The 25140-nt window shown below is 51.3% G+C and carries 19 protein-coding genes; 6 read left to right on the forward strand and 13 right to left on the reverse strand.

Annotated features, from left to right (window positions below; all coding sequences use genetic code 11):
- Positions 1 to 7: 7 nt before the first annotated feature.
- From HPS54_RS04960 to HPS54_RS04985, 6 genes are read left to right on the forward strand one after another with little or no spacing between them, the layout of a single operon-like run.
- A complete protein-coding gene (locus HPS54_RS04960; protein WP_172344359.1) occupies positions 8 to 1051 on the forward strand; it encodes an NAD-dependent epimerase/dehydratase family protein in 1044 nt (347 codons plus the stop codon).
- The gene (locus tag HPS54_RS04965; protein WP_172344360.1) at positions 1051 to 2679 is read left to right on the forward strand and encodes an ArnT family glycosyltransferase; all 1629 of its coding nucleotides are present in this window, start codon (positions 1051 to 1053) and stop codon (positions 2677 to 2679) included. The genes HPS54_RS04960 and HPS54_RS04965 overlap by 1 nt, the downstream gene beginning before the upstream one ends.
- Positions 2657 to 3385 carry a glycosyltransferase family 2 protein gene (locus tag HPS54_RS04970; protein WP_172344361.1) on the forward strand — a complete coding sequence of 243 codons (729 nt, stop codon included), beginning with the start codon at positions 2657 to 2659 and terminating at the stop codon, positions 3383 to 3385. Before HPS54_RS04965 ends, HPS54_RS04970 begins: the two co-directional genes overlap by 23 nt.
- Positions 3382 to 4041: a lipid-A-disaccharide synthase N-terminal domain-containing protein gene (locus HPS54_RS04975; protein ID WP_172344362.1), complete on the forward strand. Its 660-nt coding sequence runs from the start codon at positions 3382 to 3384 to the stop codon at positions 4039 to 4041. Before HPS54_RS04970 ends, HPS54_RS04975 begins: the two co-directional genes overlap by 4 nt.
- A gap of 34 nt (positions 4042 to 4075) precedes the next feature.
- Positions 4076 to 4750 carry a response regulator transcription factor gene (locus tag HPS54_RS04980; protein WP_172344363.1) on the forward strand — a complete coding sequence of 225 codons (675 nt, stop codon included), beginning with the start codon at positions 4076 to 4078 and terminating at the stop codon, positions 4748 to 4750.
- A 30-nt stretch (positions 4751 to 4780) separates the two neighbouring features.
- On the forward strand, positions 4781 to 5860 hold the full coding sequence (locus HPS54_RS04985) for a sensor histidine kinase (protein WP_172344364.1): 1080 nt from the start codon (positions 4781 to 4783) through the stop codon (positions 5858 to 5860).
- 14 nt (positions 5861 to 5874) lie between these two features.
- On the opposite strand, the gene HPS54_RS04990 is transcribed toward HPS54_RS04985, so the two are convergent.
- The 13 genes from HPS54_RS04990 to HPS54_RS05050 all read right to left on the reverse strand — a co-directional run bounded on the left by HPS54_RS04990 (position 5875) and on the right by HPS54_RS05050 (position 25102).
- The gene (locus HPS54_RS04990; RefSeq protein WP_172344365.1) at positions 5875 to 6489 is read right to left on the reverse strand and encodes a porin family protein; all 615 of its coding nucleotides are present in this window, start codon (positions 6487 to 6489) and stop codon (positions 5875 to 5877) included.
- A gap of 112 nt (positions 6490 to 6601) precedes the next feature.
- Positions 6602 to 7642 (reverse strand): type IX secretion system ring subunit PorN/GldN, encoded by a 1041-nt coding sequence (gene porN, locus HPS54_RS04995; protein WP_172344366.1) that lies wholly within the window; start codon positions 7640 to 7642, stop codon positions 6602 to 6604.
- A 51-nt stretch (positions 7643 to 7693) separates the two neighbouring features.
- Complete coding sequence (gene porM, locus HPS54_RS05000) at positions 7694 to 9244, reverse strand: type IX secretion system motor protein PorM/GldM (RefSeq protein ID WP_172344367.1); 1551 nt, start codon at positions 9242 to 9244, stop codon at positions 7694 to 7696.
- A 13-nt stretch (positions 9245 to 9257) separates the two neighbouring features.
- Positions 9258 to 10040: a type IX secretion system motor protein PorL/GldL gene (porL, locus tag HPS54_RS05005; protein WP_172344368.1), complete on the reverse strand. Its 783-nt coding sequence runs from the start codon at positions 10038 to 10040 to the stop codon at positions 9258 to 9260.
- Positions 10037 to 11494: a T9SS ring complex lipoprotein PorK/GldK gene (gene porK, locus HPS54_RS05010; protein WP_216653035.1), complete on the reverse strand. Its 1458-nt coding sequence runs from the start codon at positions 11492 to 11494 to the stop codon at positions 10037 to 10039. Before porK ends, porL begins: the two co-directional genes overlap by 4 nt.
- Before the next feature lie 6 nt (positions 11495 to 11500).
- Positions 11501 to 12442, reverse strand: a complete 942-nt coding sequence (locus HPS54_RS05015; protein WP_172344369.1) for a PorP/SprF family type IX secretion system membrane protein — start codon at positions 12440 to 12442, stop codon at positions 11501 to 11503.
- Positions 12443 to 13679: 1237 nt separating this feature from the next.
- Positions 13680 to 15641 carry a DUF2961 domain-containing protein gene (locus tag HPS54_RS05020; RefSeq protein ID WP_172344370.1) on the reverse strand — a complete coding sequence of 654 codons (1962 nt, stop codon included), beginning with the start codon at positions 15639 to 15641 and terminating at the stop codon, positions 13680 to 13682.
- A 26-nt stretch (positions 15642 to 15667) separates the two neighbouring features.
- Positions 15668 to 16642: a type I phosphomannose isomerase catalytic subunit gene (locus HPS54_RS05025; protein ID WP_172344371.1), complete on the reverse strand. Its 975-nt coding sequence runs from the start codon at positions 16640 to 16642 to the stop codon at positions 15668 to 15670.
- 46 nt (positions 16643 to 16688) lie between these two features.
- Positions 16689 to 18620 (reverse strand): sialate O-acetylesterase, encoded by a 1932-nt coding sequence (locus tag HPS54_RS05030; RefSeq protein ID WP_172344372.1) that lies wholly within the window; start codon positions 18618 to 18620, stop codon positions 16689 to 16691.
- Positions 18617 to 21202 carry an alpha-L-rhamnosidase gene (locus HPS54_RS05035; RefSeq protein WP_172344373.1) on the reverse strand — a complete coding sequence of 862 codons (2586 nt, stop codon included), beginning with the start codon at positions 21200 to 21202 and terminating at the stop codon, positions 18617 to 18619. Before HPS54_RS05035 ends, HPS54_RS05030 begins: the two co-directional genes overlap by 4 nt.
- Before the next feature lie 20 nt (positions 21203 to 21222).
- Positions 21223 to 22572, reverse strand: a complete 1350-nt coding sequence (locus HPS54_RS05040) for an MFS transporter (RefSeq protein WP_172344374.1) — start codon at positions 22570 to 22572, stop codon at positions 21223 to 21225.
- Between the two features lie 3 nt (positions 22573 to 22575).
- Positions 22576 to 23748 (reverse strand): glycoside hydrolase family 130 protein, encoded by a 1173-nt coding sequence (locus HPS54_RS05045; protein WP_172344375.1) that lies wholly within the window; start codon positions 23746 to 23748, stop codon positions 22576 to 22578.
- Positions 23749 to 23761: 13 nt separating this feature from the next.
- Complete coding sequence (locus HPS54_RS05050) at positions 23762 to 25102, reverse strand: glycoside hydrolase family 140 protein (RefSeq protein WP_172344376.1); 1341 nt, start codon at positions 25100 to 25102, stop codon at positions 23762 to 23764.
- Between the last annotated feature and the right edge of the window lie 38 nt (positions 25103 to 25140).

Raw genomic sequence — 25140 nt, forward strand, 5'->3', positions numbered from 1 at the left:
AGACATTATGAAGGTATTGGTTACAGGAGCTGCAGGTTTTATCGGCTCGTATGTCATCAGACGTTTGGCAATGAGAGGTGACGACGTGACAGGCATCGACAGCATCAACGACTATTATGACACAAGACTGAAATATGCCCGTCTCAACGAATGCGGAATAAGACGGGAAGACGCGGAATGGGATATGAATATCACCACGAGCAGTCAGTTTTCCAACCTCCGTTTCATACGCATGCAAATAGAAGACACGGAAAGACTGGACATGCTTTTCAGAAAATTCGGCTTCGACAAGGTCATAAACCTGGCGGCACAGGCTGGAGTACGCTACTCGATAGACAACCCGGCAGCATATATGCGGAGCAATCTTGACGGTTTCCTTAACATACTTGAGTGCTGCAGTCATCACAAAGTAAAGCACTTGGTATACGCATCATCAAGTTCGGTATACGGAAAGAACAACAAGACACCTTTCTGCGAGAGCGACAGGACGGACACGCCGATGAGCCTATATGCCGCCAGCAAGAAGTCGGACGAGCTGATGGCACATTGCTACAGCAACCTCTACGGGTTGAGAACCACCGGGCTGCGATATTTCACCGTATACGGACCTTGGGGCAGACCGGACATGGCACCGATGCTTTTTGCCGATGCCATTAGTCACGGAAAGCCGATAAAGATGTTCAATGGAGGATACATGACACGCGACTTCACCTATATAGACGACATTGTGGAAGGCACCATAAGGGTTCTCGATTGCAACGACAGTAAAGCAGACGGTAAAGACAATCTGCTCTACGAGATCTACAATATAGGCTGTTCGCATCCTGTCCGACTGACAGAATTTATCGATGAAATGGAAAAAGCACTTGCTCGCACCGCCATAAAGGAAATTATGCCTATGCAGCCGGGCGACGTATGCAACACATTCGCCGACACGTCTAAATTTGAAAAAGAACTGGGCAAACTGCCCAAGACACCGCTGCACGAGGGCATAGGACGTTTTGCAGAGTGGTACAAGTCTGACAAGAACCCTTTAAGAGACATATTATAATGTATAAAAAGTATATTTTCGTAATTCTGCTTGCCGCCGTATCGTTCTTCATGAACAACACGGCATTACCCACAGACATAATGGAAGCTCGCAACATGGTTACCGCACGCGAGATTGCAGACGAGGGGAACTGGCTCGTACCTACAATGAACGGCACACTACGGCTGGAGAAACCGCCATTGCCCACATGGGTGGCGGCGACAGTGGAGACAGTCATGCCCGACAGTCTTGCCGCACAGCGTGCCGTCGCGGGCATAATGGGTACAATCTGGACGATATTCTTCTTTTTATTAGTAAAAACAATAAGCAAGAATGAAGACCTGTCACTGCTCTCCGTAATAGTACTCCTGACGTGCTATCAAGTCGTGTTAATGGGACGCACGGCTACGTGGGACATTTATTGCCATGCCTTCATGACCGGCGCCATATATTTCCTTACAAAAGGTCTTATGAACGATGGCGGAAAGAAATGGTTCTGGCTTCCGGCAGCCGGGACAATGATGGGATTGTCGTTCCTGAGCAAGGGACCGGTGTCGTTTTACGCCATGCTGTTGCCCATGCTCATAACATCGATGGCAATGCCGGGCTTCTCGCTCAAGGGCAAATGGGATGCAGCAGCTGTCATGATACTGCTCTGCATAGTGACAGGAGGTTGGTGGTACGCTTGGCTGTTCACATTTCACCATCATGAAATGACAGTCGTAATGACCAAGGAAACAGGAGCATGGACAGGACACAACGTGCGACCGTGGTGGTATTACTGGCGTTTCTTTACCGAAACAGGCATCTGGACGATTCCGGTACTTGCATCTCTTGCCATTCCATATTGGAAAAAGACGATAAAGGACGTACGTCCCTATCTGTTCTCCGTTACATGGATGGTGACCGCACTTATACTTCTCTCATTGCTGCCGGAGAAGAAAATGCGCTACCTGCTGCCCATGATGGTGCCATGTTCAATGTGTACTGCAAGCCTGCTTATGCACTTACACACTGCTGCCGACAAAGCCGGCAGGTTACTGTTCCGTGCCAACGGCATGCTTACAGCGTCTGTCACGATCTTGCTGCCTGTAATATTGTATGACACAAAGATGATTGACGAAAAGCTGCTGATAATACTCTGTCCTCTGTTCGCCATACTTGCCGTATTTATAATGCGCGAGGTGACAAAACATAACGTCATGCGCTTTGCAGCCGGTGTGGGATGTGTATTTATGCTTACGGAATGTTTCTTGCTCGGAGGAATAGGCGGACTGTTCGGTAACAAGGATAGATACAGCATACACGAGACTCGAAAAATGAAGGCACTAAACGGCATGAGAATGTACCATCCCGCACATGAACCGCTGCGTATTGAGCTTGTATACGAAGCCGGACGCAAGATACTGCCGCTCGACCTCGCCGACAGCAATGCCATAAAGGCACGACTACCATTCGTGCTTGTGAGCAACGGCAATGTGCATGAGGTGATGCCTAAGGGTATTATTGACAATGTGGACACAACACGAATAGGTATTTTTGATGACAACAAACATCCTCGCGGCAACAGGCATTACACCAATGAATTTATCAACAACGTAACAATCATAAAAGAAAAAACACATCATGAACAAGACAAAGAACTATGATCTCACTATTATCATACCCATGTATAACGAATACGAGAACATGGAGAGGTTGGAAAAGAAGCTGACCGGATATATAAACAAGGCAAGAATGAAAACGTGCGTGCTGTTGGTGAACGATGGTTCCACTGACGGGAGCCTTGGTCGCATAAAGGATATATGCGAACGCAACACGGATTTCTTTTATATATCATACGACAGTAACCGTGGTCTCAGTACTGCGCTGAATGCAGGAATAGACAATACCGAGAGCCGCTATTTAGGATACATGGACGCCGACATGCAGACAGATGCGGAAGACTTTGACCTGTTGCTGCAGCACATCGGCAGCAATCAGATTGTCACGGGCATAAGGGCAAGACGCAAGGATACGGGTTTCAAGCGCATGCAGTCGAAGATTGCAAACAGTTTCAGACGACGGATGACGGGCGACACGGCAACCGATACGGGGTGCCCGCTCAAGGTTATGTGGACCGAATATGCACGGCGCATACAGTTTTTCGACGGCATGCACCGCTTTCTGCCGGCTCTGTTCTCGCTTGAGGGAGCTAATTTCAAGGAAGTTCCGGTACGACATTATCCGCGCACGGCAGGCAAATCGAAGTATCACTTGTGGAACAGACTGAGAAAACCGTTTGCCGACTGCATTGCCTTCAGATGGATGAAAAACCGCTATATAAGATATGAGATAAACGAAAAAGAGCTATGAGCAACTGGTGGATGTTTGCCGTGGGTTTTCTTGCACAGGGGCTTTTCTCAGCAAGAATACTTATACAATGGATTATGTCGGAGCGTGCAAGGCGCGTGCTGTCGCCCGATGTTTTCTGGATACTGAGCCTTGTGGGCAGCATACTGCTGTATATATACGGTTGGATGCGCGATGACTTCCCGATAATACTCGGACAACTCATCTCGTACTACATATATATATGGAACCTTAACATCAAGGGTGTGTGGCAGAAAGTATGCCGCCCGGCACGCATTGGCATTGCCGCGCTCCCCGTGGCGGCATTGATGATGACCGCATCCGAGGGCACAGCGTTTGTCAGCAGGTTTCTCCACAACGGCGACGTGCCTCCCCTACTGCTGTTATTCGGCTCGGCGGGACAGATAATCCTCACTCTCCGCTTCGTCTATCAGTGGCATTATTCCTACCGTCGGCATGCTTCCGTACTGCCTGTAGGTTTCTGGATTATCAGCCTTACCGGCTCGGCAATAATTGTCACATACGGCATTGTGCGCTCAGACCCGGTACTGATACTCGGACAGTCTGTAGGACTTGTGGCATACATACGCAACATCATGCTTCATCAAAAAAGCCGTGCCGCAGGACTTAAAAGATGTAAAAGACCTCATAAACACTGATTTTTACCGTTTTATAATAATACATATACCAACTATGAAGATACTTATAGTAGAGGACGAGAAACAACTTTCAGACAACATTGTCAAATTCCTTGCCGCCGACAACTATCTTTGCGAACAGACTTTCACCGCAAGCGACGCACTGATGCGCGTAAGTGTATACGATTACGACTGTGTACTCCTTGACCTTATGCTGCCCGACGGTAGCGGACTGGATGTGCTTCGCAGGCTGAAAAAGCGCAAGCCCGACACCGGGGTGATAATAGTTTCAGCAAAAGACAGCATCGATGACAAGATTGAAGGGCTGCAGATAGGCGCTGACGACTACATATCAAAGCCATACAACCTGTCAGAACTGAAAATAAGGATTTTTGCACTGATGCGGCGCAGATATTCAAAGGGTAACAACCGACTGGTGAGCAGCAACGTAGAGGTGGACATGCAAAGTAAGACTGTGATCGTTGATGGACAGGCGGTAATGCTCACAAAAACGGAATACGATCTGTTGGTGTTCATGATATGCAACCGTAACAAGGTTGTATCGAAAACTGCAATAGCCGAACATATCGTCGGTGAGATTGCCGACCTTATGGACAACTTCAACGTTGTGTTCACTCACATAAAGAACTTGAAGAAGAAGCTGGAAGCCACAGGATGCCGGGACAGGATTAAGACGCTCTACGGCACAGGATATAAATGGATTGAATAAACAATGAAAGAAACTCTCCTAAAAAAAACAATGAAACACCTGTCGCTGACACTGGCGGCAGTAATGCTGCTATGCGCTCCCGTGTTCTATTTCCTAACTACGCGTTTCTACGCCGAAGACCTCATAGACGTTGTGGAAGACTACCGCATGACGGGAAAGATTGAAGACGATCTCGACCTGGAACAGGATGTTATCGAGGGAATGATGCTTCAGTACATTCTCATTGCATCGGTGATAAGCGTAACGGTGTTCTTTACCACAAGACGGCTTACAAAACGGCTGTGGAAAACATTTGACGATACGCTCGGAAAAATCGAACACTTTAAATTGGGTAAAGACAAAATACCGGAATTCGCCCACACGGACATCAGAGAATTTGCAAGACTTAACGAAACACTCGCAAAACTGCTGCACCGCAACATAGATAGTTATAAGATACAGAAAGAATTTACCGAGAACGCATCACACGAACTGCAAACCCCGATAGCCATAATACGTGCCGATCTGGACATGCTTCTTCAAGAAGATCTAAATGCCAGAGAGCTGAAGATTGTGGACAACATGTATGACGTGACACGAAGACTTGAGCAATTGAACCACAGCCTGCTGCTACTTGCAAAAATAGAAAACAGTCAGTATGAGGAAAAAGAACACATCGTTCTTCATGACTTCATACAAATGCTCTTACCGGAATATGCAAAAATATACACTAACAGCATAACGCTGACAAGCTGCAACGGCCTTGATATAAGCGCAAACAAGGCTCTGTTGGAGACTCTTGTGAACAACCTCGCCATAAATGCGCTGCGTAACACTACGGCAGGAATACCAGTGGAAATGAGTATCAACAGAAAGACACTTTCAATAAGCAACATGTCGGAAACCGGCGGACTTGACCGCAAGACTCTTTTCAGCCGATTCAACAACCGCACGTGCAACAAAAGCGGCAACGGTCTGGGACTTGCAATCGTAAAACAGATATGCGACTACTACGGTTGGGACATAACATATACATACGATAAGGGACGCCACACATTCACAGTAGCATTCGGACAGGATACAAATAAAAAAGCCCTTACCTGTGATAAAGGCAAGGGATTTCGTTTATGATTGTCTGAATGTTATCAGAAATAGTATGCGGCATAAATCTGCCATGCACTGTTACGTCCCTTGATGACATGCTTCACGCCGTCGGTAAACGTAACCTCACCCGTCTTTCCGCAGGCGATATTATAGTTGGCACCAACTTCGATGTGCTTTATAAGTGACACACCTGCACCAAGATTTATGCTGAAAGTGGACTTCTTGAGCTGCCATGTAGCCTCGTCGAATATCTTCTTGTCCTTGTCGCCAACGTTGAAGCCGAACTGCGGACCGGCAGCGAAGTAAACACTTGCCAGACTTCCAAGTCCTATACCGTAACGCAAGTTTATCGGAATGTTTATTGCCTGCTGCTTCAGCGTCTCCTTACCGTCGTTCTCCTCGGCAGCACTGACCTTAGCAGAGCGCTGGTCATAGAGTGCCGCAATATCCACTCCAAGTCCTGTAAGGGGAAGAGACACCTTAAGGGTCGGACCGATGAAGAATCCTGTCTGGTTTGAAGAGTCGAACACTTTCTTGTCTATAGACATGTCCGAGATGTTAAGACCGCCCTTTACACCAAGCTTTACCTGTGCATTTGAAGGCATTGCCACGCACATCATCGCAACGGCAAATACCAAGCTTAATACTTTTCTCATATCTTTTTGATTTATTGTTATCTTATCGGAGAGCTCCGAGGTCTCTGAGAGCTCCGAGCCCTCAGAGTTCTCAGTTATCCCAAAGCCCTTCGAGGGCTTTGGGATAACCCCATTAATGCCTCTGTCTTCTCACCGACACCCTTGCTGCAGACGAGCCGCCTCCACGTGACGAAGATTTTCCGGAACTCTTCTTGACAGTCGAAGATGTTCCGCCTGCACGGCGGTTTCTGTTGGTACGCGCCTTCTTGCCCTTGACGTTGATGTTTGCCTTGGCAATGCTGTCGAGAGAATCCTTGCGCGCCTGGTCGCCCCAAATGTTCTTTTCGAACGCTTCCAGCTCACCTTCAATCCTCTTCTGCTCCTTGGTAAGCGCAGAGTCGGTCTCACAATACTGTCGCAAGGTCTTTCCGAGCATGTTTGTGGTCTTATATATCTTGCCCTTGTACATGTTCTTCGTGAAATAATCATCCACGCTCATCGTAGCGGCATTGTTGAGATTGCTCGTCATTATAATCTGTTTGCTCAGATACGGGGCTATGTCGTCATACCTTATCCAAAACAGCGGGTACGACTGCGAGACATCACCGAAGTCGTCGTCGCGCGTCATTATCGGACAAAGGGCAACGACCTTGGTATGGAACGTAGATGTTGCCTGGTCGTAATATGCGCTCTCCTTTATATAATACGACTTCACCTCGCGCGACGGTATATCGCTGTTGTCGATGCGCACACGACCGTTGACCCTCTCATAAAAGATATGATAGTTGTCGAGAAAAGCCAGAAGCTTGACCCTTGCCGAGTCGGTGAACACCTCGTTACCGTCCAAACGATACTCGTAAGCCTTCACGGCACCGCGCATCACCAGCCTGAATATATATGTAAACAGGTTCATCTGCGAGCCGACGGGTTCTACCGGATAGTAAAGTCCGGCGTTGGCATCGTCGTTCAGGTTCAGTTCACGGTAGATGTCGCGCCTCCAGACAACGTCCTCGGACATGGGCGCCGCCGTGGGGAAAGCTATCTGCGCACGCGTGGTCAGCGTCTGTGCAGACGTCTGTTTTTTCTGCTGCTGTTCCCTCCTGCGTGCCGCCGGCTGGGCGGAGAGAGTCTCGGCGAGGCAAGCCACCAATAGTATGAACAATATTCTTTTCATATATCTGTATTATTTCTTTGTTATCTTTTCTTATCCGTTCAAGCGCAAAACCTATTTTACGATGACCTCCATCGATGCAGGCAGATTGCGCGTGATGCCATCAGGTCCCACCGCTGAGATGCGCGTTATATAGAAACGCTTGTTGCGTGACAGCCCACGGAAGGCATCACGCTGCCTTTGCGAGAACGATGCTCCGGCAGATGCCATCGGTACGGCGTTTCCCATATTGTCGAAGAACACGGTCTCAAAGCCGGTCACACGGAACTCTATATCAAGCAGTCCGTCGTCTATCGCAGCCTTTATGCCGCCTGCCGACATGAGCGATGCCTTAGCCATGCCACCGCCGCGGAAGCGGTTGTCGCCAAGGGCGATGTATGCCGTCGGGTCGGGAAGCTTGCGCACGTGGAAAGTGAACTGTCCCATTTGCTTCGGACTGCCGGTCTGTAAAGACGACACTGTAATGGTGACGTCCTTGCCCACCGCCGCCGGACGCGCTATGTATTTGCCCGGTCCTACGGGCTGCAGAGTGCCGCCGCTCATCGTCGCCGATACTTTGTTGAGCGGAACGCCGGGAATGCTGACGCTCATCGGGTTGCTGTAACCTGCGTAGAGCACGTTCATAAGGTCGGCGGAAACCGTCGCACTGGGGTCAACCACCGTATACTTCTGCGAGAAGTCGCGACGTATCACGTCGCCCCTGCCGTTCTGCATGGTGATATATCCCGTAAGGTTGAAGTCGCCGGTGCGTCCTGCGATGAACTCGTATGTGTTGTTCTTCAGATTCATCTGTCTGCCACCGATGTATATCTGCGGTGTCTGCGTGGTGTCCACGGCAGCCATCACAATCTGTGCGGAGAACTTGTCGCCACGCACCACGGTCTGCGCGTTCGGTATGACGAATGCACTGAGCTTGTTGACGCGGATGTCCTTCATGTCAATGTTCGACACGAGAGTGTGCAACACTTCTCCCTCGGCATAGCGTATGTCGCTCTGTAGTTTGGACAGCAATGTCACTGCAGCAGCCACGGGCATATCCTCGAACATGTATTCCTGCCAGTTCTTTCCCATGGTAACGGCGTTCTTTGGCAGTTCCGTGGTGAGGTTGCTGCTTATCACGGAGCGCTGATGCTCGTCGGTAATCATGGAAAGTATGCGGTTGCGGAAAGAGTTTATCATGTTGTAAAGGGTCTTGCCCTTGCCCGTTCCGGGTGCAAGCATCACCTGGCTTGCCGCTTCAAGGTCGTCTTTCCGCTTTATGTTGTCTATGTCGCCGTGTGCCCCGTCCGCCTCCATGACGATTTCGACTTTTAACTGCTGTACGAAGTCGTATAGCGAGTCGCTCGTGCTCTTCACCTCGGTAGCCTTGGCGAACCATGCGCGAACTTTCTCGGGATTTGACTTCATCTGTGCTTCAAAGCCGTCGTATATGGAGCGGTTTTCCTTTGTAGAGTTCGCCGTGGTGCGCCTCAGGCTCTCTTCAACGATGGAGAATCCGTCGAGCACCTCGGTGGAGACGTTCAGCGCAAGCATCGCCATGAGGACGACGTACATGAGGTTGATCATCTTCTGGCGCGGGGAAACCGGTCTTTTCTTTATAGCCATACGTTCTTAAGTTCTATTCTTTTATTGGTGCGGCAGCCCTCATGTTTACGGTCATCGCCTCTATCATGCGTGCGTAAATGCCGTTGAGCTGCTCTATCTGTGCCGCCATCTTGCGCGACTGCTCGTTTATCTCGTCGATGGTGCCTATCTGCGAGCTTGCGCTCTTAAGCTGCATCTCGTAGACCTTGCATATTCCGGTGAGCGTGCGGTTGAGGTTTTCCATTTCCTCCGAGTCGCGTGTGAGGCGTGCGCTCTGCTCCGATACCTTGGCGAGCATGTCCGTCAGCTTGCGAAGCTCGTCGACATAATTGCTTGTCGCCTCTTCCATCTCGGGTGCCTGCTGTTGCTGTGCGGCAAGCCACGATGCGGCGTCGGCTGGAATAACCGTACCGTCGGCAGATGCTGCCGTCTGACCGCCGAAGACGATGTTTCCGCCTTGTACAAATCCTGCGGCTGCCATTCCGGGGAGCTGTTCCTGCATGTCTTCCGCCGTCTCCTCTTCCGTTTCAAGCTCTTCCTCTTCGTCCTCGCCCACATGTGTAGGTATATCCTTGCCTATCGCCGTCTTGTCGAAGGGACGGTCGAACGCCGAGATGAAGAACACTATCACCTCCGTACCCATACCGAGATAGAGCATGAGGTTCGCTCCCGGCAGGTGAGTGAGTTTGAACAATGTTCCGAGGATCACGATTGATGCTCCCCAACTGTATGCGTAGTTGAGGAAAGTCTGCCCGGGCACGCTGTCGAGCCATTTCTGCAGGCGGTAGACAACGTTGTATCTGCTGTATTCTGTCATTTTCTTTTCTTGCTTGGTTTCTGTTTAGTACTGCTTGTGCTCGCCATGCTTCTTACACAGCGGAAGCCTATGTACGAGCGGGGCTGGTTCTGGTATTCCCAGGTGCGCCATGCCGAGCGGATGTACGACTCGGGGTCTTTCCACGAGCCTCCGCGCACGCTCTTCTTCTTCATTTTATACGGGTCTTCCTTTGCGGCGTTGTAGGAGAGCTGCGGGTTGAGGTCGTTCATCGCCTCCACTCCGGCTTCGGTGTATATGGTGCTGGTCCACTCTGCCACGTTTCCTGCCATGTCGTACAGTCCGTTAGAGTTTGCCGAGAATATTCCCACGCTGCTGGTGATGAGGTTTCCGTCCTGGGTATAGTTGCCGCGGTCGGGTTTGAAGTTGGCGTAGAAGCATCCGCGGTCGTTCTTCACGTCAGCGTTGTCCCACGGGAACTCGGTGCCGTCCTTGCCACGTGCGGCGTACTCCCATTCGGCCTCTGTGGGCAGGCGGTAGCGCTGCATGTAGCGCGCCTCGCGTCCGAGCCCCTTAAGCAGGTAGTCGGTGCGCCATGCGCAGAAAGCGTTTGCCTGTTCCCAGGTTACGCCCACGACGGGATAGTTGTTGTATGTCGGGCTGCTGAAGTACAGTCGCATGTATGTCTCGTTGTCGGAATTGCGGAAATCGTTCACCCAGCACGTCGTGTCGGGATAGATGTTCACGATGTACGTGTTGAGGAAGTCCCACGGTCCGCTCAACGGTCGGTCAATCGTCTCGCGGACGATGCGTCCCTCGTCGTCGATGTATGCGGTGTCTTTGGATATCATCACCACCTCGTCGGGGTTCACCTCGATGTCGGTGTTGAGGTTGCGCTCGGCGGGGTTCAGACGGTTGCGGCGCAGTGCTGCGGCGGTGTAGTCGTAGACTTCATAGCGGTAGTTCATCTGCGCGGCGTCGAGCATCTTCTCGCCGGTGACGGGGTTTACGGTGTAGAGGCTCTCGAAAGCGCGCTGCTCGTCCTCGTTGGGCTTGCGCGGGAGGGGCTTTTTCCAGTTGAGGTGCGGCGTCACGGGGTCTCCGTTCTTGTCTTCGGTTATCATGTATGTCTCGTCTCCGCCGTACGAGGGGTCGGCAAGGCGCGTGCGGAGTATGGAGTCGCGCACCCAGAAGACGAATTGCTTGTACTCGGAGTTCGTCACCTCGGTGTCGTCCATCCAGAAGCCGTCCACGGATATTTCTCTCACCGGTGTCTGCTTGCCCCACAGGCTGTCCTGCTTGTCTATTCCCATTTTAAGGAAGCCTCTTTTTATCATGGTCATGCCGAATGGTGTCGGCTCGGTGAATCCTTTGCCTCCGCCGACGCCTACCACCTCGCCTCCCCTGCCTGCCGTCGACGACATGCGACCGCCGAAGCACGCGGAGAGCAGCGCCGTGGCGGCGATGCAAAGGGCTATGATACTTTTTCTCTTCATAATCTTTTACAGTAGTCTCACACTTTTATGTTTGTTCTTTCCTTTTTTATACAGGTTTAGCGTTGTCTGGTATCCCACCACCAGTTCGTGGCTGCCGTTTCCCGGCTGTATGGCTGACGTGTACATCTCGTAGCTGTAGCCCAGATGTATGCCTTTAATCCTGCCGCCGATGAGTACGGTCACGGAGTTGGTGGGGCTGTAGGATACTCCGGCATACATCATCCGCTTCTCGTTGGTATAGACCACGCGGGTGCTCACGTCTGCCCTGTATGCCGACCCGTCGGTGCGCACAAGCACCGAGGGATGTATTGTTAGAAACGGATTACGGAGCTTTATATTGTATCCTCCGGTCAAATAATACGTGGGGTCCACCTGCAGCTCGTTTGTCTCGCCAAGTTCCACGAGCGGTGCGTTGAGGTGCTGCGCCGACACGCCCACATACCACGGTCCGCGGGTGTAATATAGTCCGAACGCCACGTCAAGGGCGTTTCCGTTGATGTCCGAGCGCGTGAACGCCGGGTCGCTGGGGTCCTCGAGATCTGCCTTCGAGCCGTCGAACTTCTCGTTGATGAAGCCCAACTGCACGCCGGCGGCAATCCTACCGCCGAAGAGGCGGTGCCTGTAGGCATACTGCAACGCCATGCGCTGGTGGGTGAACAGTCCTATCTGGTCGTTGAGCAGCGACACTCCCACGCCGTGATACGCCTTGAGGGCGTAGAGGGGCATGTCTGCGCCGAGATACATCGAGCGCGGATTGTTCTCGAAGCCTGCAAAGTCGAGGGCGTACGCCCCCACTACATTCAGCTTGGTATCTTTTCCCACGGCGGCGGGGTTGTAATAAGGCTCCATGTCCCAGTAATGGCTGAAAGCCACGTCATACTGCGCCCTCGCCGGCATGCAGACAAGGACGGCAAGCGCCGATATTATAATAAAAAGATGTCTAAACACTTCTGTATAACGCGGCTTTACGTCTTTTATTGTACGTTGTGGAAAATTAAGATGCGTGAGTTCGGGATAAGAAGCAATAGTTTTTATCAAGTTTCTCCAAAGAGTAGGGACACATTCTTGTATCTGTCCGCACGCATCGAAGAGGCGTTCGTTGTTGTATCTGCATGAATTAAAGTAATAATGAACAAAACTTTTGCCTTGAAAGCGTTAATTCCTAATCTGAACGCCTCTTCGATGCGTGCGGACAGATACAAGAATGTGTCCCTACTCTCGAGGATATGTTCGGATGTCCGTTATCCCGAACTCGCGTAAGATGCTGTTTCTGCGTCCGCATGCGCCGCGGAAAATCACGGTGAGAGCTTTCGGGCGGAAATCGTGACAATGTGTCAGAATAAAAACTCCCGTCGTTTTGTGCGAAACAGAGCGCCCGGAGAGTGCTGCGGACGCGCTTTGCGTGCCTGCGGAGGCGCTTTTTGAACATACGGAGGCGCCGTGCGGAAAAATCGCACGTTCAATTCTTTTCTATCGCACGTGAGATTTTTTTCCATCGAACGTTAGATTCTTTTCTATCGAACGTTAGATTCTTTTCTATCGAACGTGAGATTTTTTCCATCGAACGTGAGATTTTTTTCTATCGAACGTTAGATTCTTTTCTATCGAACGTTAGATTCTTTTCTATCGAACGTGAGATTTTTTTCCATCGAACGTGAGATTTTTTTCTATCGAACGTGAGATTTTTTTCTATCGAACGTGAGATTTTTTTCTCCGGCATATTCCAAATTTTTCTCCGGCATATTCCAAAATTTTCTCCGGCATATTCCAAATTTTTCTCCGGCACGTTCAAAAATTCCGCCCGGCACGTTCAAAAATTCTTGCGGAGCATCCGGAAAATCCTCCCGAGCACCGTTTTGCGCGGAAAAATGTACCTTTTATAATGAAAAAACGCTCTTCAAAGATGGAAAAACGCTCCTTTTACAGCAAAAAAAGCACCGTTTTGCGCCCAAAGACGCCATATACGGTGCGAAAAGACGCTCCATTGCGATGCACAAAAGCACGGTGTGCAACCGTAACGCACGGATATAATGCACGTTACGGCTGCACACGTATTTTAGGGCGTTTTCCCCGCCACCTGTACACGCTCGCGAAAAGAACGCGAAAATGAGAGGTTACGGAAAATCACGGTGAAAGCAAAAACGGGGAAAATCCGTCATTGTGACACTCTACGTGGAAAGTCCCGTCATTCGCCGCCGCCACCTGCGCGCAGCGAATATACACGGTATGCAGAGTCCGTCCATGCCACCGCCGCACCCGCCGCCTTGGGCACGATGCGTATCTTCACGCTGCTCTTGCCGCGGGTATAACGCGCCGGAATCACAAAGCTGTCGTCGAGCCACTGCATGTGCGGATTGCCGTCGGCATGATACCAGTTGCGCTCCTCCACCCTGCTGCCGTCCACGTACACCTCTGCCAGCTGGCGCGCCGCCCTCTGGTTGCTCGTGCGGAGCAGGCGCACGCCGTCGTTGTCGGGATTTATGCGCACGCCGAACGAGAGTTCGGAACCTTCGCCGTAGGAGACGAAGCTGCGCGTGAGCTTCACATTGTTATATGTGCCCTCGTAGACCGACGTGGCGGTCTCCACGGCGTGAGGACCCGACACGCGGCACGAGTGGCGGCGGCGCGAGCGGCTGTCCGCCGTCAGTAGCGAGTCGGTGAGAACGGCGCGCGGCGCGTCCTGACCGTAGTAGAATATCGTGCCGGCGTGCTCCAGATACTGGTCATTGCGCTCGCCGCTCTCTATGTTGAAGCTGATGTTCCTGTCGAAGGGATAGCTGTCGAGTATGCACAGGCGCGTCATCGACCACGGATTGTCCGCCAGCCCGTCGTATCCGCCGAAGGGATGCGTCTCGGGCGGCGTGGGAAAGCCCCAGCCGTAGGACACGAAACTCTCCGAACCGTCGCTCTGCACACGGGGCGTCCGCTCGTCGTCGATGTACACATGCACGTCGCCCTCGCAGCTTATCACGTTCGGGCGCTCCGCCCAGCAGGTGACGTGTGCGGCAACCATCTTTCCGCTGCCCGTCGCGGTGCCTATGCGGCTGTCCTCTCCTTCCACGTGGCGACGTATATAATAAGGTGTATTGCGGAAATAGCCCGCCGAAGCCCTGTCATAGCCGTTCGCCGATGTCACCACCGCACCGCCGGCAAGCGCAAACGGACGTCGTCCGCGATTGTGCAGGCTCAGCGACGCTCCCTGCCAGAACGGCATAGGGAACGTGTTGTACATCATGCCGCCCTCTGCAACGCCCATAAGCAGATACTCCGTGGAGTTGTAGCCGAAGGAATTGCCGAAGAACGCTCCGATGGGACATAGCACGTCGGGCGCGTCGTGCCCGTCGAACGTTATCTCCACCCACACCGTCTGCAGGGCCTCGGCGTCTGCCCTGTCGGCAAAGAGGCGCACCGCCGAGAGCACGCCGCCCCCGTCCACGCGCGCCAGCAGGCACGTGCCGCCCGGTTGCAGGTCGGTGCGCGGCACGGTGACGGTGTCCGCCCTTTCATCCGCGCCCACGACAAGCCCGCGGCTTTTCAGCTGCCTCGCGTTCTCGAGGCTCTCTTTATATACGGCAAGCGTATCTGCCTGCGGAGAGGCGTACGTGTGATACACGATGTGCCCCCAGCCGCTCTCGCCGCGCATGCGGTCGTTGCCGAAAAGGCGCACGTCGGTAGTCACCTTGCAGCCCTTGTTGAACTGAAGGGGAACGAAGCTGCGCGCCACGCGTATGGGTCCGCGCCCGTTGTCGTAAGGACCTATGTAGCTGTCGGCAAGCGGACGGCAGAAAGGGAACTTCGTCCCAAGCTCAGACAACCTCACTTCATACTGCGCCTCGCTGCTGCCGTCGAGATAGAAGCGGAACAGTGGGTCGCTGCACGTGAGATAGCGGTGCTGCGTAAGGTTTTGGATACAGCCGGGACCGTCCACGTCGAGCACCACCCACTCGCGATTGGCGTCTTCATACAGATACCAGTCCCAGTCGGCGTTTCCGCCTGTCTTGTCTATGCTCCCCTGATAGTGTATCTCCGTGCCCGCCGGAGCCAGCAGCGGAAGATTTCTCACGGCATTGTCGATAAGCCCGTGCTGCGCGGCGATGCTCTGCCACAAAAGCAGCGACATCGCGGCGCCGCAAATCATTCTTTTCATAAACATTTGTTTTTTCCGGACATCCCTCACATGGTCGCTGTGAGGAACGTCGCGTTACCGAATATATATAAAACATTCTCGCAAGCCGGCACGAGCAGCGTCTCACCGCGGCGCACACGCACGCCGTTGATGTTAGCCTCGCCCCACAGGCACACCACGACGACGAACGAGTCGACCTTGAAGTCTATCTCCGCCGCCACCTGCACCACCACGCGGTTGACGTTGAAGTACGGGCAGTTTATGAGCTGCGACGTTGGCTTCGTAGAGTCGTACGACGTGCGGTACTCGGGCCATACCTGATAATCGATGGCATCCTTCGCCTCGGCTATGTGCAGCTCGCGCGGATTGCCGTGGGCGTCTTTCCTTCCGAAATCGTACACACGATACGTTATATCGCTCGTCTGCTGTATCTCCGCAAGGAAGTTGCCGGCGCCTATGGCATGCAGGCGCCCGGCAGGAAGAAAGAAAAGGTCGCCCTGATGCGCCTCGTGCGTCGCTATGACATCCTGCATCGGCGAGCGCCCGCCCACAGGCTCCGCCGTCGCCATCCGCTCGTAGTCTTCGGGCGTTATGCTCTCCTTCAGTCCGGCGTATATCTTCGCGCCGACGTCGCTCTTTATCACATACCACATCTCTGTCTTCCCGGCACAGCCGTGACGCTCCATGGCGAGCTTGTCGTCGGGATGAACCTGCACGGAGAGGTCTTGCCGCGAGTCGATGAACTTCACAAGCAGCGGAAACTTGCCGCCGTACTTTCTGTATACCTTCTCGCCCACAAGCAGCCCCTTGTACTTCTCGATAAGTTGCGTGAGGTTCAGCCCCACGTCCACGTCGTTTATCAGACCGCGCTCCACGGCAACGCTCTCGTGCCCGGGCACGCCGGATATCTCCCACGACTCCCCTATGTTGGGCTGCGCGGTGTATATACCCTTGAACGGCGCTATGCGGTAGCCGCCCCAGATTGTCGTCTTGAGATACGGCTCAAACTTATATGGCTTCATTGCTTTATCCTTTACTTAATGCTTTTCTGCTGTCCGTGCATTCCGCTCACTCCTCAACGGCTTTCTCGAACGGCACGGCGGGCAGCCCGGCACTGTTATACAAGTTGGCGTCGTCGGGATTGTCCGCCCAGGCATAACGCACGGACTTCGGCGCGTCCATACCGCTGCAATCGAGCAGCACGCCGTCGGTTCCTGACACCACCGCCTTAACCCAGCGGTACTTGCCGTCGGCTCCCGCAACCGCAAATCCGCATACATATCCGTAACGGCTCTTTGCCTTAAGCCCTCCCGCCACGTTGCCGAAAGTCACGAGCACGTCGTTTCCTTTCCTCACGGCCTTGAGCGCCTGCGGACTCTCGCAGTATACGTCCGCCATTCCGTAGTCGTTGTGAAGGGCAAGACGCGCAAGGCGGTGTCCCACCGTCTGCTTGTCGCGCGGATGTATGTCGTTTGCATCGCCTACGTCTATCGTCACCGCCTGTCCGGTGTGCGGAAGACTGCGTGCGGAGTTCTGCGCATCGCGCAGCACCGCCCAGTTGCTTGCAGCAGGATGGTCGTCGGCAGGCATGTAGTTGGCAAGCTGAACCCAGTAGAACGGCATGTCGCCACGGTTCCAGTGTTTGCGCCAGTCGTTTATCATCGCGGGGAACAGACGGTAATACTCTTCTGCCCTCGGCGCATTGTTCTCGCCCTGATACCATACGAAGCCGCGCGCCGGATAGCCGGCTATAGGCGCCACCATGGCATTGAACAGGCGTGAAGGGAAGGCGTTAGGTCCGTCCTCCACATACTCGAACGCCTCGTTGTCCACGGCTATCTTGTATTTCCACCCGTCGCCGAGTATCGACAGGCGCTCCTGTCCCACCTGCAGGAAGAACAGATCGCTCGAGCCGTAGCATCCGCCGCCGGCATGATTGTCCACGATCTTCACCGTAAGCTCGTTCTTGCCGCCTTTCAGCACGCCTGCGGGCACCACGTAGCGGCGCTTTATGTCGTAGCCTACGGTAGAACCTACCTTCGTGCCGTTTATCCATGTAACGTCGTCATCATCTATCATCCCAAGACTGAGCACGGCCTGCTGTCCGGCAAGCGCCTCGGGCACGGTGAACTCAACCGTGGTCCACACCACGCCGTCCACACCCGACAAGGCATCGTCGGTCCACAGTCCCGGAACGCGCAGAGGTTTCCAGTCTTCCTTGGAATACGACGGGAGATACCACTGCTCCTTTTCGCCCGGCTCTTCGGCTATTGCCTTCAGAAAGGCTGCTTCTACCTCCTTGCCACGGGCGAGATAAGCTTCAAGCTCCTCGGAACGGAGCCTTGTCATAAGGCGCTTGTATTTAGGAAAGGCATCTATCGCCTCCATGCTCATCCAGCTTTCTATGTCGGTGCCGCCCCACGACGTGTTTATCAGTCCCACAGGGACATTGAGACGTTCTGCAATCTCGCGACAGAAAAGATATCCGACGGCGGAAAAATTGCCGGCGGTCTGCGGAGAGCAGATTTTCCAGTCTCCCTTAAGGTCGTCCTTCGGAAAGCGTGCCATGTCTTTCTGTACGTCGAACGAACGGATGTTGGCGTTGTTTGCAGTACGTATTTCCTCATCGGCATTGTTTATGGACCTCATCCTGAACTCCATATTCGACTGTCCGCTGCATATCCAGACCTCGCCCACAAGAATATCGTTCAAGGTCAATGTCTCTTTCTTTGTCTTCACGGTCACCGTATGTGGTCCGCCTGCCGGAAGCGGCGGCAGTTCGACACTCCATCGCCCGTCCCTGCCCGCCTTGACAGAGGCAGTGTTCCCGGCAATGGAAACAGTAATCTTGGCGCCCTTGTCCGCCCAGCCCCAAAAGCATATTTTCTCGTTACGCTGTATGACCATGTGGTCGGACATTATCGCCGGAAGCCTCAGTTGAGCCGCTGCCGGAAGCACGGCAACCAAAAGCAGCAGCATTATTCTTATTCTCTTTGTCATTTTGATTTTATCTTAAATGTTTTACTTTCACCTCTTATTATATATCTCCTGCCATCGGGCAATAATAGTTTTGCCGTCATTGCAGCAGGTACATTTACAGTATATATTATCACGCCGCCGTCACGCTTCCAGGATGTCTCAAGCCTGCCGTAGGATGTCTCACGGCTCACATTGAGACTGTCGAGCCCCGACGGAAAGTAAGGACGAAGATTGACGAGCCTGAATCCCGGCACCGTCTCATCGGGGGTTATGCCTGCCAGCGACTTGAACAGCCATGCACCTACCTCTCCGAACATTATGTGATTGAGCGAATTGTCTATTATAACATCTGTTTTCCAGTTCTCATGCAGCGTAGTGGCGCCCCGGCTTATCCAATATCCCCACGAAGGATACGTCTTCTGGCATACGACCTTGTATGCCGTATCAGCATATCCGTTGTCGGACAAGGCTCCCAGCAGAGCCTTGCATCCGTGCACGCCTACATCAAGATGGAAACCGTCTGCAACAACACGCTCGTTAAGGCGTGATGCCGTTTTGGCACGAAACTCATCCGGAACGACATCCCAATACAAAGCCATGGACAGTTCAGTCTGCGTACCGCCTGCATACAATCCGTTTTCCGGATTGAGGAAACGGAGGTTTATAGCCGAGCGTATGTCATCCGCCAGACGTGAATAATGAGCGGCATCGCCGGACTTTCCAAGAAGCCTTGCAATCTTGGACATTATAACCGCATCTACATAATAGTATACGGACGTGGTATAGCATAAGTCGCTCTTTGTCTTTACGGGTATCCAGTCGCCAAGTCCCCAGTCTGTCAGGTTTTCCTTGGCAACGGTCTCTATATGGCGTACATACCTGTCCATGCAGTCGTAGTGACGTTCAAGAATTTGTCTGTCGCCATACCAGCAGTAAATCTGCCATGGTATGATAACCGTAGCACTTGTCCAGTCAACGCCGTTAGCCCAGTCATATCCCCATTTGTCCGTAGGCACTATGCAGGACAACGTACCGTCAGGGCGCTGCTCGTCGCGGAAATCTGCCATCCACTTCTCATAGATGGTCACAACGTCATAATATGCCATTCCTGTCTCAAGTGCAAGATAGGCATCTGCCGTCCATCCGTTCTTTTCACGTTGAGGGCAGTCGGTAGGATAACCGAAAAGATTACAGAGATAAGAATTCTCCGTAGCTTCAAGAAGTTTATTAAGATATTCCGACGATGAATGCCAATATCCCGTGCGTGGCACATCGCTGTGCATTTCCTCAGCCACAAGACTCTCCGCTGTAAGTTCCAATGGTACGGAAGAACTTACCTCTACATACTGGAAGCCTTTATACCCGAACCGTGCGGCAAACTCGTCATCACCTCCGCTAAGCGTAACAATGTCTGTCTGAAACGGGTCGCTGTCGTCTGTCGGACGATAATGATAATCTATATTCCCCAGATTTACCCTTCCGTCGGCATAAAGCATCTCACCATGCTTAAGCCTAACCACCGCACCGCGCGGACCACGTACACGAAGCCGCGTAACACCTGCCATATTCTTTGGAAAATGATAAACGGCAAGGGTATCGGACAGTCGGTCTATCTTATCAGCCCTGAAAACAGCCGTACGCCTTATAGGGTGCATAACCTGAGAAGAAACGATACGCGTTGGAGAATCAACCTCCTTAACACTATGCCATGACGACTCGCTCCGAACTATTCGGGCATCATAATGTTCTGCAGTATATATACTTGAAAAGACCGTGCTGCTTTCAGCCGTCTGCCAACTGGCATCCGTCACGACATTCTCCTCGGTGCCGTCCATATATCGTATGAGCAGGTTTGCGGCAAATCGCGGACGGTTGCGCCACGATGCCTCATGGAAGAACCACACTGCCGTAGACTGGTGATTGTACCATCCGTTGCCAAGCTCAACCGTTACAACGTTGCAGCCCTCACGGAGAAGTCCGGTAACATCGTGCATAACGGAAAGAACACGACGGTCGAAACGTGTGAACATAGGGTCAAGACAATGGTCACCGACTTTCGCGCCATTCAACATAATCTCGTGCAGACCGGCAGAGGCAATGGTAATGAAAGCTTCCCTCACCGGTTTGGCTACGTTCACAGTATGACGATATAAAGCCAAGGGACGGTAAGCGACATCGTTGCCGTCGGTAATCCAACGCGCACTGCCGAGAGGCAGATTTGTAACGAAACTTGCAACAGCCGAGCCATGCTTTCCTGCAAACACACGCCAGTAATATCTACGGGCAGGTTCCAGTTTCATTCCTGTAACGGAAAACTCCTGCGTCGCAGGAGCAAGATCATATACACGTATATGTCCCGAACGGTCTGACGTGCGTCCATATCTGAATTCCGATATGGCAAGACTGTCTTCTGAAATTATGACACGTATCTTGCCCTTAAGTTCCGGCAAAGTCCAACTGAGACGCGGATGAACCGCATCCACGCCTACCGGATTTTTCATATACTCACAACGCAGATTGTCCACTTCCGCATATAAAGTAAGCGAAAACACAACGGCAAGCACCGTCAGTAAAGTTCTAAGATATAATGCAAATATTCTCATTCCAAACATCTGTTACCTGTTTACGGCTTCTTTCCCAACGGGTAAGCCAGAAGAATAACGATTTCAAGAACAGCCACGGCAGCAGGTATGTAGCTCATTACAAGACGTATGCCAAGCATGGCTGTGTCGCTTTGCCGGGCAGCATTAGGTACAAGACCGAAAGCCGCCAATATCCACAGAACTGCCGCACCGGCTACTGCACCGCCGAACTTCTGAGCCATGGAACCGGAGGAGAATATCAAACCGGTGGATGATGTTCCGTGTTTTTTTGCCGAGTAGTCGGCGACATCGGCATACATAGACCATACAAGCGGCGATACGACACCGGTAAGTATGCTTATGAGCACCTGCAAGAAAAGTATCATCAGAAAACCGTTATTGGTCATCGGAACATAAAAGAATGCTACAGACAAGAGTGCCAGCAACGCCGCAGAAACAATAAACGTCTTTCTCTTGCCCAAACGAAGTGACATCGGAACGGCAAGTACAACACCTATCATATTGCACACTTCACCTACGGCAAGGAATATACCCGCAAAGAACAGAAAAGACACAAAGCCCAAGTCTATCTGTGCCGTCTCTCCTATATAATATTTAAAGTAATATGCAGCAACAGAACCGCGAAGCGTATTAAAAAGATTGGTGCAAAGAGCTGCAGACGTAAGCAACCACCACGGAGAATTTGAAGCAAGAGCCTTCAGGTCGTCCCAGACAGAACCGGTTTTGGACGGGCGTACATTCTCACGCGTCATGCGGAAACAAAGGAGGAAAAGTATAAACGTAACCGTCGCAATAACGAACATGGCATATTGCCATCCGTTCTGCAATGCAATGAGCGGAGTTTCGCCACCGCATAAATCGGTAAAGAACTTAACCAACGGTTCCCATGCAAAAACAGCTACGAAAGAGCCGGCATAAGCAAAGAACATACGGAAACTGGAAAACACTGTTTTCTCATCGGAATTATCCGTAACCACACCGAGCATCGAGCCATAAGGCACATTGATAGCCGTATATACGGTCATCATAAGGATATATGTGACATAAGCCCAGACAAGACGCCATGTTTCGTCCCACTGCGGAGTGGTAAACAACAGACAACCTGCCAATACAAACGGCAAAGCCATCCACAACAGCCAAGGACGATACTTACCCCACCTTGTATCGATACGGTCGGCTATAATGCCCATCATCGGATCCGAGACAGTATCCCATATACGTGTCACAAGCATCAGCACCGCCGTCGCTCCAAGGCTAAGCCCGAAGACATCACTGTAAAATATCGGAAGGTAATAGCTGAATATTTTCCAGAACATTGACGATGACATATCGCCAAGCCCATATCCTATTTTCTCTCTTAACTTAGCCATAAACTATAATTTAACCTTGCACTTCCTGTTCTTATCAACAAGATTGTAGATAGCTTTTACAGACTCTATCGAGCGAAGCCCGTCGGAAGGCGTATTGAAACAGTAGTCCAGAAGTCGCTCAACAGTAGACTCTGCTACATGTAGACGCGTGTCACTCGATGCGTAATATATAAAGACTTTACCATTATCTTCAATCCAGCCATTGGAAAAAAGCACATTGCTTACATCGCCGATACGCTCCTCACCGACAGGAGCCATAAAATATCCTGCAGGCTCTGCTATTACATGAGCCGGATTTTCCAAAGACGTAACATAAAGATAGAGCACATAGCGCAACCCTGCCGCACAACCACGCACGCCATGGGCAAGATGCAGCCAGCCACGTGAAGTCTTTATAGGATGAGGACCTTCACCGTTCTTTACTTCTTTTATCGTATGATACTCACGCACATTGATAATCTTTTCATCACGTATTTCGGCATGACATATATCATCAATAAGCGCCCAGCCTATTCCGCCACCATTACCGGTATCGATAAAGCCATCCTGCGGTCGTGTGTAAAGTACATACTTGCCATCGACAAATTCAGGATGAAGAACTACGTTACGCTGTTGTGTATCTGTCTTTACATCATCAAGACGTTCCCATGTCTTCAGGTCTTTTGTCCTCGCTATTGCCGCTGCAGCCACCGCTGAAGAAAGATCGCCCGGCTCGGCACACGGGTCTTTACGCTCGGCACAGAACACGGCATAGATGTATCCGTCCTCGTGCTTGGTCAATCTGGCATCATACATATTCGTATCTATTGTACCCGGTGTTTCAGGCATCAAAACAGGATAATCCCAAAAGCGGAAACCTTCTGTGGGACTATCACTCTCTGCAATGGCAAAAAAAGACTTACGGTCAGCACCTTCAACGCGCGCCATAAGGTAATACTTACCATCCAGTTTTATTGCACCGGAGTTCATTACTGCATTTATTCCTATGCGCTCCTCACACAGGGGATTATCATTTTCACTCATGTCATACCGCCAAATCAACGGGGCATGCTCTGCTGTAAGCACCGGGTTCTTATAACGGCAATAAATGCCATTAACACTGGTTCCCACCTCATTATGACGGGTTATAAGTTCCTCATAGTCACGTGTAAGTTCCTTTATATTCTTTAACTTCATAATGGTATTAATATTATTTTTCTTTTTTCAATATCAAAAGCCAGTCATTATTGCCGCCCTCAGGCAGATTTATGTCAAGTTCACATCCTCCGGACTTGCCTTTAACTATACGCTGTCCGGTACGGGGATTCATCCACTCTATCGTATAGCAAGAAGCAAACTTATCGGGTATCTTCATGTTCCATTTGTTCCCTCCGGGGAAATAGCACAACATATAATCTTCTGTCATAAACCCTACAGCCTCATCCGAGGCGTATTCATCTGTCGGGGTTGCACAACAAGGAATGTTAGTACCGCCCCTGAAAGGAATCTCATTCCAAAGCCTCACAAAATGTATAAGCTGGCATTCAGCCTCCATGTCCATGGCATTATACCAATAGGTTTGTGCATTGCATTTAGGTTCCCGCCCGGGGGCATACATCTGCCAGAGATTGTTATTACCGTAAGTATATCCACATGCCCCCGTAAGCATGCTCTGATATAATGTATGCCTTACGTCTATTGCCGCAAACCTGCCGTCTTCCAACTTAAAATTGCGCGGTATATCTTCATAACGCGGCTCACCGTCCATAACGGGCTTTACAGGTCTCAGAGACATGTCATTCAACATCATACGGCGATATATATCATACCTACCTTGGCAATGACCGGTCTGTATCATATTGAAGTCGAGCCAGTCTTCATTATGAAACCACATGGAAGACGAATGCTCTCCATGCGGATGATACGTCATAAGATGTATCTTATCAACAGACTTTATGCCTCTTGCCATTGCATTCCATATTGCACGGTTCTTGCCGTCTCCTCCACGGTCACCCCCTATTATCCATATAATATTAGGACGTGAAGCCCATCTGTTACCCAACAGTTTACCATACGTCTCGGCATTATGCTCGTCAAAGATCTCCGGACCGTTGCCCCATTGCTTATCAACCTTATCACCCCATGTAGGCAATATTGCAAGATACAGCCCTATACGTTCTGCGTATGCAAGAACGGAATCAACATGTGCCAGATAACAGGGATTGGGTCTGCGGACATCTCCGTCTATTAATTGCGGGACGCCTATAGCTGTCGTATCCCTGACACCTACCAGTTCGGAAAGAAGAACAGTCTGTATAACATTTATACCTTTCCCTACCCTGTTGTCCATATAAGCACATGCATCTTCATACGTCAGCCTTGAGAGCATTTCCCACGCTGTATCACCCATATATAAAAAAGGTGTACCGTCATCATGCTCAAGATATCTCCCACTACCGTCAACCTTAAGATTACCGTGTGTAAACGGTATACCGGCATAAACGGCAGAAGTAAAGAACATAGCAAATATGATAAACAACTTATTAATCATACGGAATAAACTATCAACAAAGCATACGGACTGTTTAT

The sequence above is a fragment of the Xylanibacter caecicola genome (assembly GCF_013166515.1).
Classification (GTDB): domain Bacteria; phylum Bacteroidota; class Bacteroidia; order Bacteroidales; family Bacteroidaceae; genus Prevotella; species Prevotella caecicola.

Excerpts from the sequence above, each read along its gene's own strand:
- HPS54_RS04960 (WP_172344359.1), top strand. The coding sequence starts at position 8 with ATGAAGGTATTGGTTACAGGAGCTGCAGGTTTTATCGGCTCGTATGTC.
- HPS54_RS04965 (WP_172344360.1), top strand. The coding sequence starts at position 1,051 with ATGTATAAAAAGTATATTTTCGTAATTCTGCTTGCCGCCGTATCGTTC.
- HPS54_RS04970 (WP_172344361.1), top strand. The coding sequence starts at position 2,657 with ATGAACAAGACAAAGAACTATGATCTCACTATTATCATACCCATGTAT.
- HPS54_RS04975 (WP_172344362.1), top strand. The coding sequence starts at position 3,382 with ATGAGCAACTGGTGGATGTTTGCCGTGGGTTTTCTTGCACAGGGGCTT.
- HPS54_RS04980 (WP_172344363.1), top strand. The coding sequence starts at position 4,076 with ATGAAGATACTTATAGTAGAGGACGAGAAACAACTTTCAGACAACATT.
- HPS54_RS04985 (WP_172344364.1), top strand. The coding sequence starts at position 4,781 with ATGAAACACCTGTCGCTGACACTGGCGGCAGTAATGCTGCTATGCGCT.
- HPS54_RS04990 (WP_172344365.1), bottom strand. The coding sequence starts at position 6,489 with ATGAGAAAAGTATTAAGCTTGGTATTTGCCGTTGCGATGATGTGCGTG.
- porN (WP_172344366.1), bottom strand. The coding sequence starts at position 7,642 with ATGAAAAGAATATTGTTCATACTATTGGTGGCTTGCCTCGCCGAGACT.
- porM (WP_172344367.1), bottom strand. The coding sequence starts at position 9,244 with ATGGCTATAAAGAAAAGACCGGTTTCCCCGCGCCAGAAGATGATCAAC.
- porL (WP_172344368.1), bottom strand. The coding sequence starts at position 10,040 with ATGACAGAATACAGCAGATACAACGTTGTCTACCGCCTGCAGAAATGG.
- porK (WP_216653035.1), bottom strand. The coding sequence starts at position 11,494 with ATGAAGAGAAAAAGTATCATAGCCCTTTGCATCGCCGCCACGGCGCTG.
- HPS54_RS05020 (WP_172344370.1), bottom strand. The coding sequence starts at position 15,641 with ATGAAAAGAATGATTTGCGGCGCCGCGATGTCGCTGCTTTTGTGGCAG.
- HPS54_RS05025 (WP_172344371.1), bottom strand. The coding sequence starts at position 16,642 with ATGAAGCCATATAAGTTTGAGCCGTATCTCAAGACGACAATCTGGGGC.
- HPS54_RS05030 (WP_172344372.1), bottom strand. The coding sequence starts at position 18,620 with ATGACAAAGAGAATAAGAATAATGCTGCTGCTTTTGGTTGCCGTGCTT.
- HPS54_RS05035 (WP_172344373.1), bottom strand. The coding sequence starts at position 21,202 with ATGAGAATATTTGCATTATATCTTAGAACTTTACTGACGGTGCTTGCC.
- HPS54_RS05040 (WP_172344374.1), bottom strand. The coding sequence starts at position 22,572 with ATGGCTAAGTTAAGAGAGAAAATAGGATATGGGCTTGGCGATATGTCA.
- HPS54_RS05045 (WP_172344375.1), bottom strand. The coding sequence starts at position 23,748 with ATGAAGTTAAAGAATATAAAGGAACTTACACGTGACTATGAGGAACTT.
- HPS54_RS05050 (WP_172344376.1), bottom strand. The coding sequence starts at position 25,102 with ATGATTAATAAGTTGTTTATCATATTTGCTATGTTCTTTACTTCTGCC.